The sequence below is a fragment of the Anaerozeibacter quisquiliarum genome (assembly GCF_051162045.1).
In the GTDB taxonomy this organism is placed as follows: Bacteria; Bacillota; Clostridia; order Christensenellales; family Aristaeellaceae; genus Anaerozeibacter; species Anaerozeibacter quisquiliarum.
On the sequence record NZ_JBISDI010000055.1, the window covers coordinates 1 to 18,053 of the forward strand.

General features: G+C 63.3%; 18 protein-coding genes. 13 read left to right on the plus strand and 5 right to left on the minus strand.

Annotation, left to right across the window (positions count from 1 at the left end):
- The coding region (locus ACH6CV_RS17025; RefSeq protein ID WP_456359415.1) for a hypothetical protein at positions 1-239 on the minus strand (239 nt) is incomplete at its 3' end.
- Positions 240-956: 717 nt separating this feature from the next.
- On the opposite strand from ACH6CV_RS17025, the gene ACH6CV_RS17030 reads away from it, so the two are divergent.
- From ACH6CV_RS17030 to hflX, 4 genes are all read left to right on the plus strand, one after another.
- The gene (locus ACH6CV_RS17030; protein ID WP_456359416.1) at positions 957-1,388 is read left to right on the plus strand and encodes an RrF2 family transcriptional regulator; all 432 of its coding nucleotides are present in this window, start codon (positions 957-959) and stop codon (positions 1,386-1,388) included.
- A complete protein-coding gene (gene nifS, locus ACH6CV_RS17035; RefSeq protein WP_456359417.1) occupies positions 1,385-2,542 on the plus strand; it encodes a cysteine desulfurase NifS in 1,158 nt (385 codons plus the stop codon). The genes ACH6CV_RS17030 and nifS overlap by 4 nt, the downstream gene beginning before the upstream one ends.
- 18 nt (positions 2,543-2,560) lie before the next feature.
- Positions 2,561-2,956 carry a Fe-S cluster assembly scaffold protein NifU gene (gene nifU / locus ACH6CV_RS17040; RefSeq protein WP_456359418.1) on the plus strand — a complete coding sequence of 132 codons (396 nt, stop codon included), beginning with the start codon at positions 2,561-2,563 and terminating at the stop codon, positions 2,954-2,956.
- A gap of 256 nt (positions 2,957-3,212) precedes the next feature.
- Positions 3,213-4,967 (plus strand): GTPase HflX, encoded by a 1,755-nt coding sequence (gene hflX / locus ACH6CV_RS17045; protein WP_456359419.1) that lies wholly within the window; start codon positions 3,213-3,215, stop codon positions 4,965-4,967.
- A 490-nt stretch (positions 4,968-5,457) separates the two neighbouring features.
- Here hflX and ACH6CV_RS17050 read toward each other — a convergent pair whose 3' ends face one another.
- The gene (locus ACH6CV_RS17050) at positions 5,458-5,649 is read right to left on the minus strand and encodes a ribbon-helix-helix domain-containing protein (protein WP_456359420.1); all 192 of its coding nucleotides are present in this window, start codon (positions 5,647-5,649) and stop codon (positions 5,458-5,460) included.
- Positions 5,650-5,966: 317 nt separating this feature from the next.
- On the opposite strand from ACH6CV_RS17050, the gene ACH6CV_RS17055 reads away from it, so the two are divergent.
- Positions 5,967-6,179 (plus strand): hypothetical protein, encoded by a 213-nt coding sequence (locus tag ACH6CV_RS17055; RefSeq protein ID WP_456359421.1) that lies wholly within the window; start codon positions 5,967-5,969, stop codon positions 6,177-6,179.
- A gap of 103 nt (positions 6,180-6,282) precedes the next feature.
- Here the strand turns inward: ACH6CV_RS17055 and ACH6CV_RS17060 are convergent, their stop codons facing one another.
- Positions 6,283-6,876 carry a DUF1801 domain-containing protein gene (locus ACH6CV_RS17060; protein WP_456359422.1) on the minus strand — a complete coding sequence of 198 codons (594 nt, stop codon included), beginning with the start codon at positions 6,874-6,876 and terminating at the stop codon, positions 6,283-6,285.
- A 139-nt stretch (positions 6,877-7,015) separates the two neighbouring features.
- Between ACH6CV_RS17060 and ACH6CV_RS17065 the strand changes: the two genes are divergently transcribed.
- Complete coding sequence (locus tag ACH6CV_RS17065) at positions 7,016-7,219, plus strand: hypothetical protein (protein ID WP_456359423.1); 204 nt, start codon at positions 7,016-7,018, stop codon at positions 7,217-7,219.
- On the opposite strand, the gene ACH6CV_RS17070 is transcribed toward ACH6CV_RS17065, so the two are convergent.
- Positions 7,216-8,223 carry a LacI family DNA-binding transcriptional regulator gene (locus tag ACH6CV_RS17070; RefSeq protein ID WP_456359424.1) on the minus strand — a complete coding sequence of 336 codons (1,008 nt, stop codon included), beginning with the start codon at positions 8,221-8,223 and terminating at the stop codon, positions 7,216-7,218. The genes ACH6CV_RS17065 and ACH6CV_RS17070 overlap by 4 nt on opposite strands.
- Positions 8,224-8,584: 361 nt before the next feature.
- On the opposite strand from ACH6CV_RS17070, the gene ACH6CV_RS17075 reads away from it, so the two are divergent.
- Genes ACH6CV_RS17075 through ACH6CV_RS17090 form a run of 4 tightly spaced genes read left to right on the plus strand, consistent with a single transcriptional unit; the run spans position 8,585 to position 12,442 of the window.
- Positions 8,585-9,511, plus strand: coding sequence for an ABC transporter permease (locus ACH6CV_RS17075; RefSeq protein ID WP_456359425.1), 927 nt, complete (start codon positions 8,585-8,587; stop codon positions 9,509-9,511).
- Positions 9,504-10,442 (plus strand): ABC transporter permease, encoded by a 939-nt coding sequence (locus tag ACH6CV_RS17080; RefSeq protein WP_456359426.1) that lies wholly within the window; start codon positions 9,504-9,506, stop codon positions 10,440-10,442. Before ACH6CV_RS17075 ends, ACH6CV_RS17080 begins: the two co-directional genes overlap by 8 nt.
- A 15-nt stretch (positions 10,443-10,457) precedes the next feature.
- On the plus strand, positions 10,458-11,465 hold the full coding sequence (locus tag ACH6CV_RS17085) for an ABC transporter ATP-binding protein (protein ID WP_456359427.1): 1,008 nt from the start codon (positions 10,458-10,460) through the stop codon (positions 11,463-11,465).
- On the plus strand, positions 11,462-12,442 hold the full coding sequence (locus ACH6CV_RS17090; protein WP_456359428.1) for an ABC transporter ATP-binding protein: 981 nt from the start codon (positions 11,462-11,464) through the stop codon (positions 12,440-12,442). Before ACH6CV_RS17085 ends, ACH6CV_RS17090 begins: the two co-directional genes overlap by 4 nt.
- A 263-nt stretch (positions 12,443-12,705) precedes the next feature.
- Here ACH6CV_RS17090 and ACH6CV_RS17095 read toward each other — a convergent pair whose 3' ends face one another.
- On the minus strand, positions 12,706-14,274 hold the full coding sequence (locus ACH6CV_RS17095) for a hypothetical protein (protein ID WP_456359429.1): 1,569 nt from the start codon (positions 14,272-14,274) through the stop codon (positions 12,706-12,708).
- A 209-nt stretch (positions 14,275-14,483) separates the two neighbouring features.
- Here ACH6CV_RS17095 and ACH6CV_RS17100 point away from each other — a divergent pair, with 209 nt between their 5' ends.
- The 3 genes from ACH6CV_RS17100 to ACH6CV_RS17110 all read left to right on the plus strand — a co-directional run.
- Positions 14,484-15,695 (plus strand): ABC transporter substrate-binding protein, encoded by a 1,212-nt coding sequence (locus tag ACH6CV_RS17100; RefSeq protein WP_456359430.1) that lies wholly within the window; start codon positions 14,484-14,486, stop codon positions 15,693-15,695.
- A gap of 363 nt (positions 15,696-16,058) precedes the next feature.
- Complete coding sequence (locus tag ACH6CV_RS17105) at positions 16,059-16,940, plus strand: carbohydrate ABC transporter permease (RefSeq protein ID WP_456359431.1); 882 nt, start codon at positions 16,059-16,061, stop codon at positions 16,938-16,940.
- Positions 16,941-16,944: 4 nt separating this feature from the next.
- Positions 16,945-18,053 (plus strand): carbohydrate ABC transporter permease (locus tag ACH6CV_RS17110; RefSeq protein ID WP_456359432.1); only part of this gene is annotated, 1,109 nt, incomplete at its 3' end.

The window sequence follows — 18,053 nt, forward strand, 5'->3', positions numbered from 1 at the left end:
AAATATATCGCATCCATCATAGTGAAAGGCTGGATATTCGTATTGCGCACAAACCTTGGTAATACCAACTTGACGGTGGCCTTCCCGTCGCTAACCCCTACCGTACCGTACTGCTTTCCTTGCCTGCTGATCAAAGCCTGTTCGGGCAAACTTTTCAAATCCCCCTGAAAAGCAACTTCAAATCGGGCGCAGTCCAATCCCTGCTTAGCCTTGTTCCTGACCATGCGCACTTTACTCATAGGTTTTGCTTCCTTTCCAATTTATAAATAGACAAAAAAAGCAAGCTCGTCTCACCGACAACACTCACTCAAAAATCTCGCCTCGTTGGCGAAATTCATTTTTTATGGTGGTTCTGCAACTGCTTACCACCTTTTGTTATATCATGCCAGGACGCGCCGTCTCCCGCAAGGTTTTATATGTTATTCATTGGTTAATATTGCGTAATCAAAGTCCACCCCTTTTTACCCCCCGAGCTAATTCTCGCCATAGCTTCCCAGGCCCTTTTGATGCCGCTCAGACGCCCCTATACCACCAACCCTTAAACACCCTGCCTAGAATGGCAAGGCCGCTATCGAGGGCATCTACGCCCATCTGGACAGCCGCCCCTATTTTGCACATAATATTCTTACCCTGCCCAAAGATGTACTATGCTGGCGGCTTGCGCAAAGCCCGCTGGGTGGTCAGTATGCAAATAGTATAACGATTCTCGTATCGGCCTCGAAAAGCGGCCAAACACCGACTGAAAAAATTGTTCACATCTGCTCGCTCTGCGCAGTCGTGATATGCCTTGGCTCTGCATGATGTTTGCGCCTCAGTATTATGCTGCCGAGCCGATACGAATAATCCAGATTAAATTTGTCGGAATTCTCGTCCGCCCGCTTGACGCGTGGACGGACAAGTGCTACAATGGGCGCGGAAATAAAGCCGATCAATTTTGTCGGGATTGGAGGGCGCTGATGAAGCTGTCGGCAAAAGGGCGGTACGGCATCTACGCGATGTTCGATCTGGCCCAACAGGGACCGGACGCGCCGCAGCCGATCAAGGCGATCGCCGACCGGCAGGGCATTCCCGAGGCGTACCTCGAGCAGCTGATGGCGGTCCTTAGGCGCGCGGGTCTTGCGCAGGGCGTGCGCGGCGCGCAGGGCGGATACCTGCTGTCCCGCCCGCCCGCCGAGATCACGGTGGGGGATGTGCTGCGGGCGCTGGAGGGCGGGCTCGTGCAGGAGGAATGCCTGACAGACGGCGCGTGCGACCGGGCCTACAAGTGCCCGACGCGGCTGATGTGGCGCAAGGTACACGAGGGCGTCAACGACATTGTAGACGGCATCACGCTGAAGGATATGCTGGACGACCGGCAGCGCATGCTCAAAGGAGAGTTGGCAACATGATCTACATGGACAACGCGGCTACGACCCGGATCACCGAACCGGTTTTCGAGGCGATGAAGCCCTATCTGACCGAGGTGTACGGCAACCCGTCCTCGGTGCATGGCTACGGGCGCACGGCGCGCGCGGCGCTGGAGCAGGCGCGCGCGCAGGTGGCCGCGGCGCTGAACGCCGAACCCTCAGAAATCTACTTCACCGGCTGCGGCACCGAGTCCAATAACTGGGCGATCTTCGGCGCGGCGCGCGCGCGCTCCAATAAGGGCCGGCATATCATCACCTCCTCGATCGAGCATCATGCGGTGCTGCACCCCTGTGAGGCGCTCGAGAAGCAGGGCTTTGAAGTGACCTACCTGCCGGTGGATGCGGACGGGCTCGTCTCGCCCGAGTCGCTCGAGGCCGCTATCCGGCCCGACACCATCTTGGTGTCGATCATGACGGCCAACAACGAGATCGGCACGATTCAGCCGATCGCGGAGCTCTCTGCGATCGCGCGCAAGCACAAGGTGCTGATGCACACCGACGCGGTGCAGGCGATCGGCTCGGTCGCGATCGACCTCAAGGCGCTGCCGGTCGACATGCTGTCGCTGTCGGGGCACAAATTCCACGCGCCCAAGGGCGTGGGCGTGCTCTACATCCGCCGGGGCGTGGTGATCGAGCGGCTGATCCAGGGCGGCGCGCAGGAACGCACCCAGCGCGCGGGTACCGAGAACCTGGCCTCGATCGTGGGGCTGGGCGCTGCGATCGAGCGCGCGACCGCGCGGATGGAGGAGCACAACGCCTACCTCACGCGGCTGCGCGACAAGATGATCCGCGACTTGACCACGCTGATCCCCGACACCCGGCTCAACGGCCATCCAACAAAGCGGCTGCCGGGCAATGTGAACGTGTCGACGCGCTTCATCGAGGGCGAGGCGCTGCTCTTAAGCCTCGACCTCAAGGGCATCGCGGCCTCGTCGGGCTCGGCCTGCACGTCCGGCTCGCTCGACCCCTCGCACGTGCTGCTCGCGATCGGGCTGCCGCACGAGATCGCGCACGGCTCGCTGCGCCTGTCGCTCAGCGAAGACAACACCGAAGCGGAAGTCGACGCCGTGGTTGCGGCGCTGCAAGAAATCGTCCAGCGCCTGCGCGACATGTCACCGCTCTATGTCAAGGCGTAATACAAGGAGGAAGAGGATATGGCTGGTCAACTGTACACGCCCGAGGTCATGGATCACTTCATGAACCCGCGCAATGTGGGCGAACTCGAAAACCCCGACGGCACCGGCACGGTGGGCAACGCCAAGTGCGGCGACATCATGCAAATCCAGATCCAGGTGGAAAACGACGTGATCACCGACGTCAAGTTCAAAACCTTCGGCTGCGGCGCGGCCATCGCCACATCCAGCCGCGCGACCGAGATGGTCAAGGGCAAGACGCTCGACGAGGCGCTCAGGGTCACCAACAAGATGGTCGCCGAGTCGCTGGGTGGGCTGCCGCCGGTCAAGGTGCACTGCTCGGTGCTGGCCGAGGAAGCGCTGCAGGCGGCGATCGAGGATTATAAGAAGAAGCAGGGGACGGCGGTCAGCGCGTAGGGACGGCCCCTCCCCATTCCCCTCCTTCGAGGGGGGCCGCGGGCGGAATGGCGAACCTGTCGGCAGAACCATCTGACGCCGGGACGCCCACACTCGGTCATCCGTAGGGGCGGACATCATCCGCCCGCCCGTTCCCCCGCCCGATGGACGGGGTTTCGGTTTTACGGAACCGGAACGGACTCGTTCTAAATTTCGCAGGCTCCGCCCTTGCCCCATATCCCTTTGTTTCCCATTCTCCCCGACAGGAGGTCAATCGATGATACAAGGCAACACCCAGGGCATACGCGACGTTTGGCTCGAGGAGCTCGAAAAACTGTACGACGCCGAGTTCGGGCGCGAGGATTTCCTGCCCGACCGGCTGCTCAATCTGCTGGTGCGCCTGACTTCGCAGACGAGCCGCGAGATCATGGTCTATCTGTCGCGCGACGGCGCGGTCATCGAGATCGCGATCGGCTCGATCGAGAGCGTGGGGTTGCCAGAGCGCCACATGCGCCGCAGCACCGAGCGGCTGAGCGGCATTCGCTGTATCCACACCCATCCGGGCGGCAGCGCGCGCCTAAGCGACATCGACGAGCAGGCGCTGCGCCTGCTGCGCTTTGACGCCATGTGTGCGGTCGGCGTCGCGGACGGGCGCGCCACCGGCATCAGCGCGGCCTTCCTCGGCGACGCGGAGTACGGCAAACTGTCGATCGCGCGCTTCGGCCCGGTCAAGCCGGGCCGCATCCCCCAGCAGTTGTGGATGCACGAGATCGAGCTGGCCGACCGGCGCGTGGAACAGGCGCTCAAGGAGCTCGACGTGGTCGAGCAGGCCGAGAAAGCGCTGCTGATCTCGATCGACAGCGAGGAATCGCTCGAGGAACTGGGTGCGCTGGCCGCGACCGCGGGCGCGGTGGTGACCGCGCGCGCCCTGCAAAATCGGCAAAAACCCGACTCCGCCACCTACATCGGCAGCGGCAAAGCCGAGGAACTGGCGCTCGATGTGCAGGCGCTCGAGATCGACCTCGTGATCGTGGACGACGAGTTGACCGCCTCGCAGCAACGCAACCTGGAAGCCGCGATGGGCGCGCGTGTGATCGACCGCACCGCGCTGATCCTCGACATCTTCGCCGCGCGCGCGCAGAGCCGCGAGGGCAAGCTGCAAGTGGAGTTGGCTCAAATGAAGTACCGGCTGCCCCGGTTGGCGGGGCAGGGCACGGTGCTGTCGCGGCTGGGCGGCGGCATCGGCACGCGCGGCCCGGGCGAGACGCAGTTGGAAGTCGACCGCCGCCGCGCGCGCAAGCGCATCGACGATTTGACGCAGGACCTCAAGGAACTGCAAAAGCAGCGCGCGCTGCGCCGTATGCGCCGCGCAAAGGACGAGCAGGTGACGGTGGCGCTGGTCGGGTACACCAACGCGGGCAAGTCCACGCTGCTGAACGCCCTGTCTGGCTCGGACGTGCTGGTCGAGGACAAGCTGTTCGCCACACTCGACCCGGTGGTGCGCAAGATCGAACTGCCCGAGAACCGCGAATGCCTGCTGGTCGACACGGTGGGCTTCATCCGGAAGCTTCCGCATGCGCTGGTGGAGGCGTTCAAATCTACGCTCGAGGAAGCGCTCGAGGCCGACCTGCTGGTGGTGGTGTCGGATCTGTCGTCGCCGCACTACATGGAACAGCGCGCGGTCGTGTACCAAGTGCTGTCGGAACTGGGCGCGGCGGGCAAGCCGACGATCGAGGCGCTCAACAAGGCCGACCGGATCGATGCCGGAGGCGATATAGAGCCCAAGGGCGCGATTGTGGTGTCGGGCCTGACCGGTCAGGGCCTGGATCGGCTGCGCGCCGAGATTGCCGACCGCATCGCAAAGCTGCGCCACCGGGTGGAATGGGTGATTCCCTATGATAAGGGCGCGGCGCTGAGCCTGCTGCACGACAAGGGGCAGGTGCTGGAGCAGGAATACCTGGAAGAAGGCGTCCGGATCGCCTGCCTGGTCGATCAGCCGCTCTACCAGCGCGTACAGAAGGCGCTGCGCTGAGCCACTTCACGCGTGAAGCGCTGATGGGGATTCCAAAGGGAAGGGGCAATGCCTCTTTGGCGGGGGTTGGGGGCGCCACCCGACCGCGCCCGGCGGGCGAGGCAGGGAGGGTGCCAGCCCAATGAGAAAGGGAACATCCAGCCCGGATGGGCTGGGGAGACCATTTCGAATTGCGCGGAACCCCAACTCTTCCTCGTCCCCCGCGCCGCCGCATCCGTATCCGAAGCAATGGAACCGAAACGCCGAGTCCAAGCCGCGGCGGCGCGGCGTGCCCGATGTCCTGAAATATAAGGTGTCGCCCGACGGGCGGCACCTTATATTTCAGGACGAGTCCCCGCCTCCGCACCGAGCCGCAGATTACGGCATCTTCCGGATCATCCGTCAGCCCAAGGATATAGTCCGTCGCCGTCTCGCACAGCCTGGCAAGCTGTATCCATACGTCGGCCGGCAAACCCCGATACCCTTTCCACCAGATCACCCGATCGAATTCCTACTTCAATGCACCAAACGTCCTGCTTTCTTGAGCTTCTTGTTCCTTCTTGAGCTGTTCCATGCCCATGCGAATCAGCGCCAATGTGGCGGCAGAACGACTGGGATAACGGTTTTCAAAGCGGAAATCATCAATCTTTTTGAGTGTTTCCTCATCAACAATGACCGTATAGCGTGGTTTTTCTGTTGGCATTACCGTCCCTCCCCCGTGGTTCATATTATGCACAGGTTCATATGTTCTGTCAAGTATCGTCATGCGTTATCGAGTAAGTATGGCAAAAACCCTTGACAATCTCTGAACCATTGAGGGAAGGCGTCTGCGTGGCCATCAAACTTAAGAGGGTGACGTTCGTTGTTACGCCCGATATGGAGGCTCCGCCGGCTTCCAAAAAAGGATCTGTTTTATGACCGCACTCGGTCAGAGGTGATACGCGAGCTTGTATCGGCTGGATTACGGGCGTTGGAAACGGCGAAAGCGTCAAAGAAGCGGCGCGGAAGAGGGCAGCGAGCATGACCTTTGAAGAATTCACGCGCGAGCGCGTCCAACCGCCGTCGTATGGCACCGCACCGGCGGGGTTGATTGACGAATACCCAGCAATCCTCGGCCAAATGGAGCAAGCATACACCGCCGGTGCCGCTCCTGCATCGGAGACGATGGTTGCGCTCAACAGACAGGCAACCGCGCTCGCCGACGAAATTTCCAGATATCATCCGTCTATCTGATCCCAAAACAGCCCCCAACCAAGGCGGCTCGACCGGTCGCCTTTTACCCAAGATCATCAAGGGCATGACCGCGGGCGCGGTCATGCAGGGTACACGCTCCGCATCACTTCGCGTCGTACGCCATGCCCATGTACGCGTCGCCCGCCTGCAACTCGCAAAGCATCTGCTCGAGCCGCTTCTGGCGGGTCTCTTCGCGCTTGGCGCGCACGATCCAGCCGACGTAGTCGTTGCGCTGGTAGGGCGGACGGGCGTCGTAGCGCGCCCACAGGTCGCGCTCGTCGAGCGCGGCGGCGACGAAGCCCGGCATGGCGTGGCGCGCCCGCGCCACCGGCTCGGCGAACGCGGACTTGCCGTTCCCCGCCCGCTCCAACCGCCAGCGCACAATGTCGGCGATCAGCGCGTGGTCGATCTTCCTGTCCAGCGGGAACTGGATGGTCCCCTTGGACGTCTTGTAAAGGGCAAGCCGGTCCGCGAACACCCCGGCCGCCTCGCCGCCGGGAAAGAGGCTTAAGTGGTTTTTGAACGCCGCAAAATGGACGATGTTCTCGCCCTGCCAGAACGTCGGCATCTGCCAAGATATCTTTTCCGTCGCCTCCGGCGCGGCGGCGCGAATCGTCGCGCGCACGGCCTGCAAAATCGGCTGAACCTCCGCGGGCTGCGCGGCGATGTATTCGTCGATGGTCATAAACTTGCCCATGCCAGGCACCTCCACGCCGATCTATATCGCCCGCTCCGGTTCATCAAACCCGGCGGGAGAAAAACCTGTCATGGACAGCACAAGCCCGTCATATGTATAGAATCGGGCCCTGATCTCATGTATAGGAGGAAGCGAACCAATGATCTTTGGGGAATTCATGCGCCTGCAGCCGCCGGCCTACGGCACCGCGCCGGTCGGGCTGATCGCCGAATACCAGGCGATCCTCAGCCGGATAGAGGCGGCGCACAAGGATGAGGCCGGCCTCGCGCCCGACGCGATGGCCGAACTTCGTGAGCAAGCCACCGCGCTCGCGGGCGAAATATCGAAATACCGTCAGCATTAAACCGTTGCCACCGACGGGTGCATCAGCAGCCGCGCTTCGAGCATGGCGGTGTGGGGGAATCCTTCGCGGTCGCCGCGCATGCGGCGGATGAGCAGCGACGCGGCCTCGGCGGCCAGCAGGCCCGCCGGCTGCAGCACGATCGAGATTGGCGGGCTTATGATCTGGGTCAGCTGGGTGTCGTCGTAGCCGATGAAGGACAGGTCCTCGGGGATGCGCAGCTTGCGCTCAAACGCGGCGGTAATCGCGCCCAGCGTGGTCTCATGGTTGGTGGTGAACACGGCGGTCGGCGGCATAGGCAAATCCATCAGCTCGCCCAGCAGTTGGTAGCCCGCGCCCGTCGAGTAGTCGCCCTGCCTTATCAGCGTTTCGTCGATCGGCAGGCCCCGCGCTTCGAAGGCCTGGCGGTAACCGGTCATGCGCTCCCAAGCGGTCGAGATGTCGCTCGGGCCCATAATCAGCCCGATGCGGCGGTGCCCCTTAAGCAGCAGCTGCTCAGCGGCGAACCGGCAGATCTCCTTGCTGTCTACCAGCACGAGGTCGGCGGCCATACCCTCGACGCGGCGGTCGAACAGCACCAGCGGCGTGCGCCCGTCGCGCAGCGCCGGCAGGGCCATCAGTTGATCGGCCGAAACGTGCTCGGCCACCAGCAACACGCCGTCCACCTGCTGCTCGAGCAGGAACGAAAGCTTGCGCAGTTCCTGAACCGGGTCGTGGTCGTAGCTGCAGATGTAGGCGTTGTAGCCCTCTTTGAACAGCCGCGCCTCCACGTCGCCCACGATCTGGGCGAAGAACGATACGTCAAGCGCCGGCAGCAGGATGCCCACGGTCATCGTGCGGTTGGTTTTGAGCGAGCGCGCCGCCGGGTTGACCTTGAAATCGAGCGCGCGGATGGCCTCGTCGAGCTTCGACCGGTTCTCCGCGCGCACATTGCCGCCGTTGATGTACTTTGATATCGTGGAAATCGACAGCCCCGTCAGTCTGGACACGTCCTTGATGGTGGACACGCCGCCGCCCCCTCGTCTTGCGAAACCTTGCGCCCATTATAACAGCCGGTTGGAGGGGCGTCAAGGGAAACACAAGGCGGGGCCGCCGGGTGTCTATGGAAACACATGCCTCGCGTTACCCTGTGCGGGTGTGAACGGGCGCTCCGTTTCGGCTGATTCCACCGCGGCTCAATCATAACCGATGTGTCCGCCGCCCGCTCTCCTTTTCTCTTCCCTGTCCACCATGTATTGCAGTCCTGCAACGGGCGCAGGCGCGCGGCGGAAAATAAACTTGCGCGCGCGCGCGAAACGTCCTATAATGGTTGCAGTTTTTGGCGAGGAAAACTGCATTTTTATACAGATGTCGAAAGGGGTGGGGCCCGTGCTCAAATACGTGCTGAAGCGCCTCCTTGCCGGTATGCTCACCGTCGTCGTGCTGATTACCATCGCGTTCGCGCTGATGCACGCCATGCCGGGCGGGCCGTTCAGCCCGGCGGAGGAGCGCAAGACGCCGCCGGAGGTGCTCCGTAACATCGAGCGAAAGTACGGCCTCGACCGGCCGGTGATCGAGCAATACTTCAGCTACTGGAAGGACCTGCTCCGGGGCGACCTCGGCATCTCCTATAAAAAGCTGGACACCACGGTCAACGAGGTCGTGCTCGGGCACTTCCCGGTGTCGGCGCGCGTGGGCGCGCTGGCGGTGATCCTCTCGCTTTTGATCGGGCTGCCGCTCGGCATCCTGTCGGCGGTCTACCGCGGGCGCGGCGTCGACTACGTAAGCATGGCCTTCGCCACGATCGGCATCTCGGTACCGGTGTTCGTGATATCGATTTTGCTGATGTACCTGTTCTCGGGTGTGCTCAAGTGGCTGCCCAGCTTCGGCCTGACGAGCCCCTTGCACTACATCCTGCCGGTTTTGTGCCTGTCGTTCAACCCCATCGCCTACATCGCGCGCCAGACCCGCTCGTCGATGCTCGAGGTCATGGAGCAGGACTACATCCGCACCGCGCGCGCCAAGGGCGTGAAGGAACTCTTCGTCGTCACCCGGCACGCGCTCAAAAACGCCATCATGCCGGTCGTGACCTACCTGGGCCCGCTGATTGCGGGGCTGCTCACCGGCTCGTTCGTGGTGGAGAAGCTGTTCTCGGTGCCGGGCATCGGCCGCCACTTCGTGCAGTCGATCTCCGAGCGCGACTACACCGTCATCATGGGGCTGACGATCTTCTTCGGCGTGTTCGTGGTGGTGTGCAACATCGTGGTGGACATCTGCTACGCGCTGATCGACCCGCGCGTAAAACTGAATGACTAGAAGGGAGGGGTACGCCATGGCGGAGATGCAAAATCCTTACGCCCGGGTCGAGTCGATCGACCTTCACGATCAGGCGCTCGCGCGCCCCTCGTCCTCTTACTGGCAGGACGTGTTCCGGCGCTTTCGCAAGGACCCGCTCGCGGTGGGCGGCGCCATCGTGATTCTCATCATCACGCTGGCGGCGATCTTTCTGCCGCCGCTGCTGCCTTACACTTACGACGGCATGGACTTCGCCGCTATGTCCGCCCCGCCGTCGCTCACGCACCCCTGCGGCACCGACCCGATGGGGCGCGACCTGTTTGTGCGCATTCTGTACGGCGCGCGCATCTCGCTGACGATCGGCGTGGTGGCGGCGGCGATCAACTTCTTCATCGGCGTGCTGTACGGCGGAATCTCGGGCTTCGTCGGCGGGCGGCTGGACATCGTGCTGATGCGCATCGTGGACATCCTGATCGGCCTGCCGCAGCTGCTGTACGTGGTGCTCATCATGCTGGTGCTGGGCTCAAACATCACCTCGGTGATCCTCGCGCTGTGCTTCACCTCATGGATCGGCACCGCGCGCGTGGTGCGCGGCGAGGTGATGCGCCTAAAGCACGCCGAGTACGTGCTGGCCGCGCGGCTGGCCGGCGCGAGCAGCTGGGATATCCTTACGCGCCACCTGCTGCCCAACTGCATGGGCCCGATCATCGTGTCGACCGCGTTCCTGATCCCGTCGGCCATCTTCTCGGAGGCGTTCCTCTCCTTCCTGGGCATCGGCATCCAGGCCCCGAAGGCCAGCTGGGGCACGCTGGCCAACGACGCGATCGCGCAGATGATCGCCTCACCCCACCAGATGTTCTTCCCGGTGCTGGCGATCTGCCTGACCATGTTTTCGCTCAACTTCATCGGCGACGGGCTGCGCGACGCGCTCGACCCGAGGCTGAAAAAATAAGGAGGCGGTTCAAACTTGGCCCTGTTGGAAGTGAAAAACCTGAGAACCACCTTCGACATTCACGTCGGGCGCGTGCAGGCGGTGCGCGGCATCGACTTCGCGATCGAGGCCGGCGAGACCGTGGGCATCGTGGGCGAATCGGGCTGCGGCAAGTCGGTGTCGATGATGTCGATCCTGCGCCTCTTGCCCAAGTACGCGAGCGTCGAGTGCGATAGGATGATGTTCGACGGCATCGATCTCACGCGCGCAAACGACGCGGCGCTGCGCGCCGTCGAGGGCGACAAGATCGGCATGGTGTTCCAGGACCCCATGACCTCGCTCAACCCGCTGCTGACCATCGGAGCACAACTGGCCGAGCCGCTGCGCATCCACAAGAAGGTGAGCCGGCGCGAGGCCGGCGCGCGCGCGCTCGAACTGCTCAAAACGGTCGATATGCCCGCGCCCGAGAGCAGGCTCCGCCAATACCCGCACCAGCTGTCGGGCGGCCAGCGCCAGCGCGTGATGATCGCGATGGCCATCGCCTGCGGCCCGAAACTGGTGATCGCCGACGAGCCCACCACGGCGCTCGACGTGACGATCCAGGCGCAAATCCTCGACCTGATGCGCGATTTGCAGCGCAAGATGAACACCGCGGTGGTGCTGATTACCCACGACCTGGGCGTGATCGCCGGCATGTGCAAGCGCGTAATCGTCATGTACGCCGGCAAGATCGTCGAGCAGGGCGCGGTGCGCGAGCTGTTCTATGGGCCCCGCCACCCCTATACCTGGGGGTTGCTCGGCTCGATCCCCGGTACGGGCGGGACGGCTGAAGCGCCCGGCCGGCTCCACTCGATCCCCGGTACGCCGCCCGACCTGATCGCGCCGCCCGCAGGCTGCCCGTTCGCGCCGCGCTGCCGCTACGCCATGAACATCTGCCTGACCCAAGAGCCGCCCGAGACGCGCCTGTCGGACAGCCACGGCGCGCGCTGCTATCTGCTGGATACAGGCGCGCCCAAGGTAACATGGGGAGGTGGCGGGGCATGACCGATGAACGCGCGCTGGTCACGGCGCGGGGGCTGACCATGCACTTTCCGGTGGGGCAGTCGTTCTTCGGCGGCGCGCGGCAGCTGCTCAAGGCGGTGGACGGCGTCGACCTGACGATCGAGCGAGGCCGGACGTTCGGGCTGGTCGGGGAGTCGGGCTGCGGCAAAACCACGGTGGGGCGCTGCCTTGCGCGGCTGTACCGGCCGACGGCCGGGCAGGTCGTCTACGACGGGCAGGACATCACGAACCTGAATGACCGCTCGCTCGCGCCGATCCGGCATAAGATCCAGATGATCTTTCAGGACCCGTACGCCTCGCTCGACCCGCGCATGACGGTAGGCGAGATCGTAACCGAGCCGCTCAGAAAGCGCGCGGGCATGACGGCGAAGGACAGACAGGACCGGCTGCGCGAGCTGATCGAGCTGGTGGGGCTGGGGCGCGACCACATCGAGCGCTATCCGCACGAGTTTTCGGGCGGGCAGCGCCAGCGCATCGGCATTGCGCGCGCGCTGGCGAGCGACCCCAAGTTCGTGGTGTGCGACGAGCCGATCTCGGCGCTGGACGTATCGATCCAAGCGCAAATCATCAACACGCTTACGGACCTGCAGCAGCGGCTGGGGCTGACGTATCTGTTCGTATCGCACGATTTGCGCATGGTGCGGCACATCTCGCACCGGGTGGGCGTGATGTACCTGGGGCACTTGGTGGAGGTGGGCGAGGCGGGGGCGCTGTACGAGCGGATGCTGCATCCGTACACGCGGGCGCTGCTGTCCGCGGTGCCGGTGCCCGACCCCGACCGCGCGGCCGCGGCGCGGCGGGTGCGCCTCGAGGGCGACGTACCCACGCCGATCGACCCGCCCAGCGGCTGCCCGTTTTGCACGCGCTGCCCGGAAGCGATGCCGGTCTGCGGGGAGACCCGGCCGGAACTTACGGACGTGGGCGGCGGGCACTGCGTGGCATGCCACAGGGTGAATTGAAGCATATATCCCGCGTGAGCGCCGAAGGGATCCTCAAGGGCAAAGTCCTTGAGCGGGGCCTGGGGCAGGGCCCCAGCGTCCCCCCGTTCTTTCGTTCCCCGCGCCGCCGTATCCCGGCCCAAACACGAGGAACGGGGCGCTGAATCCAAGTGACGGCGGCGCGGCGTTCCCGATGTTCTGAAAATGGAAGCGCTGCCGATCGGCAGCGCTTCCATTTTCAGGACGAGTCCGTTCCTGTTCCGCAAAACCGCACGCCCCTTTGGCTAGGCTGCGCGGCCCAGCCGCTTCGTCAGCCGCGCGGCCACCTGCTTGAACCGGGCGATCACGTCGCGGTAGGCCTCGGTCTTGCGATAGAGCAGCACGACCAGCGCGTTGGGCACCGTCGCGCACAGCGCCATCATGGCGAGAAACCGGGGCGCCATGTGCGGGATGGCGAGCGTGAGCCGGCACAGGCCGTAGGTCACGGCGCAGCTGAGCGCGGTCAGAAAAAGATACGTGATATACTGGATGTAGTAGGGCCTGACCGGGCGGTTGAACACCTTGCGGTAGAGCAGCCAGGGGTCGTACCAGGTCTGGGTGGACAGGCGCGAGATGCTGGTGGCCAGCAGCACGCCGAAGATGCCCAGCGGGCCGACCAGCACGATGTCGCCCACGATGTTGATCGCGGCCATCGCCACCGGTCGGAACTTGCCCTGGACGAACAGGCCGTTGCTGTCGCGGAAGGCGTTGGTGGGGCGCATCATGGCCGAGGTGTAGAAGTTGAGCGTCAGCACCGCGATGATGTCCATCGGCATGCCGAATTGCCGGTCGCGCAGCCAGATGTTCTGCACGAACGGCACGCTCAGGCAGAACAGCGAGGTGCAGGCAAAGCACAGCCCCCAGAACGACAGGAAGTTGGTCGTCTGAAACACACGGTGCTGGCGCTCGCCGTCCGCGCCCGCCGCCATCGAGCCCAGGCTCGGGATGAACGCGTTGTAGAACTGGTCGAGCGCGGCATTGATCGTGTTGTAGATCATGCGGTAGTTGCTCAAGTACCCCACGATCACCACGCCCAGCGCCGGCGCGGCCGAGATCACAATCGAGTCGGTTGAGTTGAGCATCACCTGGCATATCTTGTACAGCGACAGCGCGCCGACGTCCTTGAGCAGCTTGCGCGTCTCCTCCTTGGAAATCTGCGCGTCCGGGTATTCGCGCAGCTGGGGGTACAGGTTGTTGGCCTTGCGCGAGATCACCGCATTGAGCAGCAGCGCCTCGGCCAATCCGACCAGCAGGTACAGCACGAAGTTGCGCGTCAGCCACAGCACCAGGCACTCGACCGCCGTGCGCACGATCATCGACCACACGCCGTAGTTGGCGATCAGGTAGCGCTTCTCGCTGGCGACCAGGATCGTGCGCTTGTAGGCCAGCAGGTAGGAGGCGGCGTTCTTGACCACGTACAGCATGAAGATCAGCCTGAGATCCTCCCGGATGTCGGGCGCGCCCTTGACCAGCAGGTGCAAAAACGGCACCAGCGCGAGGCCGGCCAAAAGCACAAACGCCGCGATCAGCCGATACGCCTTCTTGTAGAAGTGCATCAGCGCCGCGATGCGCCGATATTCCCCCTCGCGGATCGGCTTGTACAGCGCGAACGTAATCGCGGTGCCCAGCCCCAATTCCGCCAGCGACAGCGTGTTCAGGATGTCGGCAAACAGCGCGGATATGCCGGTGTACTCCACGCCCAGCATCTTGATGACAATGGTGCGGACAAAGAAGCTGACCAGGTGATTGACGATCATCAGCACGTAGCCCGCTCCCGCGTTGATGGCGACGCTCTCGCCATGCGATCTTGCCATAGTGACTCCTTTGAAGATGTGTTGTCGTAAATGCAATTATAGCACACGCGTCAAGCGCGCACAAATAACGGGAACGCTTGAGGGAGGCGGCCCAATTGCACAACCGCAAACAACGAATGCCACGCATAGCCAATGACAGCGGGCGGGCCGGTTGTTATAATTTGGTTATCGGGCGGAAAGCCCAATCAGGATGAGGAGGGTATGCTTCTATGAAGAAATGGCTTGCTCTGGCGCTCGTGATGATGATGGCGCTCGCGATGGGCTCGGCGGCCCGGGCGGAGGGCGTGACGCTCAAGACGGTTTCGACCTTCGCGGGCACCGACGCCGCGGCCGGCACCTATGTGGACCTGCTGCGCCAGTGGGAACAGGCGACCGGCAACACGGTCGAGGACGCCTCCGGCACCGCCGACGAGGCCTGGAAGGCCAGCGTCATCAACGACTTCGCGGCCGGCAACGAGGCCGACGTGCTGTTCTACTTCGCCAAGACCGCCGACTCCGCGCCGATCCTGGACAAGGTGGTGCCGATTGCCGAGATCAACGCCGCCTATCCGGACCTCAAGCTGACCGAGAACGCCGCCATCGCCGAGGCGAATGGCACGATCTACGCCATCCCGGTGCGCGCGTTCTGGGAAGGCCTGTTCGTCAACACCGACCTGTTCGAGCAGTACGGCCTCGAACTGCCCACCGACTGGGCGAAGCTCGAGACCGCGATCAAGGCCTTCAAGGAGAACGGCATCGTGCCGATCGCCGTATCCTTTGCCGACGTGCCCCACTACATCGTGGAGTTCGCCATGCTGGCGAGCGGCAAGCCCGCCGACCACATGGCGCGCCCGGCCCCCGGCGAGAAGGTGCCCCAGGCCTGGGTCGACGGCATGGGGCTGCTCAACGAGCTGTACAAGCTGGGCGCGTTCGCCGAGGACTGCAACGCCACCACCAACGACATCGTGGGCCAGCTGTTCCGCGACAAGAAGGCCGCGATGCAGCTCGACGGCTCCTGGTTCGCCAACGGCATCGCCGAGGCCGGCTGGAACACCACCGCGGTGCTGCCCTTCCCCACCCATTCCCCGGACGCCGACCCGACCGCGTTTATCGGCGGCGTGTCGATGGGCTTCTACCTCTCCCGCAAGGCCTGGGACGACCCGGCCAAGCGCGACGCGGCGGTCGACCTGCTGCACCATTTGACCACCGGCGACAACGCCGTGGCGCTGGGCGGCTTCGCGTTCGGCGGCAACATCATCAAAAGCTCGGTTGAGATGATCAACAACGCGAACGTCATGCTCTCCCCGATCCAGGACGAGATGGATCAGGAAATCCGCGCCGACAAGTGGTTCAGCAAGGTGCCCTCGATCGTGGACGGCACGCTGACCGACATCGAAGGCATGTGGCAGGAGCTGGTCGACGCCAAGCCGTTCAACAAGTAACTCCTCGTACAGCGCCGCGGGGCTTCGGCCCCACGGCGCTCAGACCCTTGGCAAGGGGTATGGTGCAATAGTAAACAGCACAGCCCGACCAGTTTATACGCGCCCACGGGCGTGTACCGGGGGCGTGAATGCGATTCCGATCAAGCGAGGCCGCAGCCGAGCGACTCGGAATCGCCTCCCGTCCGCCTGCCGCCCGGGAGGGCCCTCAGGCCCGACAGGCAGGCGGCCCCTCGGCTCGGAGCATTTTTGTCCGCAGGCAAAAAGGGTTCGAGCCAATCTTAACCGGGCGGTTGAAGGTCGCTCCTACGGCGCCCGTAGGGGCGACCTTTGACCGTCCAATACATCGACAGGAGGCAATGTGCCGTGCTTTACCGCGACAAGCGCCCGCTCCTCGTGTTCATCTTGCCCTCGTTCGCGCTGATGATCGTGTTTTTGTACTACCCGTTCTTCGTGAACATCTATAATTCCCTGTTCGAGATCAAGGGACTGGCTGGGCGGCCGGGCGCGTTCCTGGGCGCGGACAACTACATGCGCTTCTTCACCCGCGACCCCGTGGGCGCGGTCGCGCTCAAGAACAGCCTGAAGATCATGGGGCTGACGGTGCTGTTCCAAGTGGGGCTGGCGATCGTGCTTGCGCTGATGGTCGATTCGATCAAGCGCGGAGCGCAGTTCTTCCGCGTGGTATACTTCTTCCCCATTGTGATCTCGGCCACCGCGATCGGGTTGATGTTCAACCTGTTCTACTTCTACGACGGCGGCATGTTCAACCAGATCCTCGGCTGCTTCGGGCGCGAGCGCGTGCTGTGGCTTTCTAAGGAGCGCGCGTTCACCATGGTGGCGATCCCGGTGCTGTGGCAGTACGTGGGCTTCTACTTCGTAATCATGCTGACCGGGCTCGCGGGCGTGCCCGACGAGGTGTACGAGTCGGCGGCCATGGACGGCGCGACCGGGTTCAAAAAGATCTGGCACATCACGCTGCCGCTGGTGTCCGACGTCATCATCACCTGCACCACGCTTGCCATCACCGGCTCGATCAAGGTATTTGACCTGCCCTCGGTCATCGCGCGCAACGGCGCGCCCAACGGGCTGACCCACTTCCTGGGCACCTACATGCACAACCAGGCGTTCGTCGCCCAGAACGTGGACTACGGCTCGACGATCTCGATCATCATCGTGGTGGCGGGCGTGCTGGTCGCGCAGGTCGTCGGCAAGGCCCTGTCGCGCCACAGCGCGGCGGGGAGGTAGCGCCATGAAGAAGATTACCTTTTCAAAGGCGCTCATCTACTGCCTGTTGATTTTATGGGCGCTGACCACGATCTTCCCGTTTTTGTGGGTCATCAACAACTCGTTCAAGGCGTCGAATCTGGTGCTCAGCGATTCGTTCTCGCCCGCGTTCGCCACCGTGTATCGGCTCGACCAGCACGGCCAGGTGGTGCATGAGCGTACCCGGACCGACGAGCACGGGCGCACGATGTACGATAAGCTGCTCGTCGACGCGGAGGGCAAGCCGGTCTATGAGGAGGCGGAGGCCGGGCCGCAGCTCAAGGGCAACGACGCGTTCACCAGCCTGCTGGGCGGCATGAACCAAGGGCAAACGAACCCCAACGCGGGCCTCGAGGCCTACGATACGGTAGGCGGCAAGGTGCTCTACGATATGGACTCGCCGCCCGTCAGACTGGCGCCCACCCTGGCCAACTACGCAAGCGCGTTCACCAACCCCAATGTCAACATTCTGAACGGCTACAAGAACAGCCTGATCGTGTCGGGCACGGTGATGGTGCTGGTGATGTTGCTGTCCACGATGATGGCATTTGCGATGACACGCTGGCAGTTCCGCGGCCGGGGTACGATCGGAGCGCTGATTACGGCGGCGCTGATGTTCCCGGCGTTCGCCACGATCCTGCCGGCCTATCGGATGCTGGCGAGCGCCGGACTGTTCAACACGCTGACGAGCGTGATCCTGGTGCAGACCGCGGGCAACCTGGCGTTCGCCTGCACGGTGATGATCGGTTTCGTGGCGGCTCAGCCGTACGAATTGGAGGAGGCGGCATTCATCGAGGGCTGCGGCCCGTACCGCGTCTTCCTGAAGATCATCCTGCCGCTGTCGCGGCCCGCGCTGATGACGGTGGCGATTTTCACGTTCATCTGGAGCTATAACGACCTGTTCACGCAGATGGTGCTGATCCGCTCGCGCGCGCTGATGCCGGTGTGCGCCATTTTGAGGGAGATTTCCAGCCAATACGGCACCGACTTCGGCCTGATGGCCGCCGCGGTCACGATCGTCGTGGTGCCGGTGCTTATGCTGTACATGCTGTTGCAGCGCAATATTATTCGAGGATTGACTGCCGGAGCGGTAAA

Bases quoted from the DNA above. Each gene is read 5' to 3' on its own strand.
- ACH6CV_RS17030 (WP_456359416.1), top strand. From the start codon at position 957: ATGAAGCTGTCGGCAAAAGGGCGGTACGGCATCTACGCGATGTTCGAT.
- nifS (WP_456359417.1), top strand. From the start codon at position 1,385: ATGATCTACATGGACAACGCGGCTACGACCCGGATCACCGAACCGGTT.
- nifU (WP_456359418.1), top strand. From the start codon at position 2,561: ATGGCTGGTCAACTGTACACGCCCGAGGTCATGGATCACTTCATGAAC.
- hflX (WP_456359419.1), top strand. From the start codon at position 3,213: ATGATACAAGGCAACACCCAGGGCATACGCGACGTTTGGCTCGAGGAG.
- ACH6CV_RS17050 (WP_456359420.1), bottom strand. From the start codon at position 5,649: ATGCCAACAGAAAAACCACGCTATACGGTCATTGTTGATGAGGAAACA.
- ACH6CV_RS17055 (WP_456359421.1), top strand. From the start codon at position 5,967: ATGACCTTTGAAGAATTCACGCGCGAGCGCGTCCAACCGCCGTCGTAT.
- ACH6CV_RS17060 (WP_456359422.1), bottom strand. From the start codon at position 6,876: ATGGGCAAGTTTATGACCATCGACGAATACATCGCCGCGCAGCCCGCG.
- ACH6CV_RS17065 (WP_456359423.1), top strand. From the start codon at position 7,016: ATGATCTTTGGGGAATTCATGCGCCTGCAGCCGCCGGCCTACGGCACC.
- ACH6CV_RS17080 (WP_456359426.1), top strand. From the start codon at position 9,504: ATGACTAGAAGGGAGGGGTACGCCATGGCGGAGATGCAAAATCCTTAC.
- ACH6CV_RS17090 (WP_456359428.1), top strand. From the start codon at position 11,462: ATGACCGATGAACGCGCGCTGGTCACGGCGCGGGGGCTGACCATGCAC.
- ACH6CV_RS17095 (WP_456359429.1), bottom strand. From the start codon at position 14,274: ATGGCAAGATCGCATGGCGAGAGCGTCGCCATCAACGCGGGAGCGGGC.
- ACH6CV_RS17100 (WP_456359430.1), top strand. From the start codon at position 14,484: ATGAAGAAATGGCTTGCTCTGGCGCTCGTGATGATGATGGCGCTCGCG.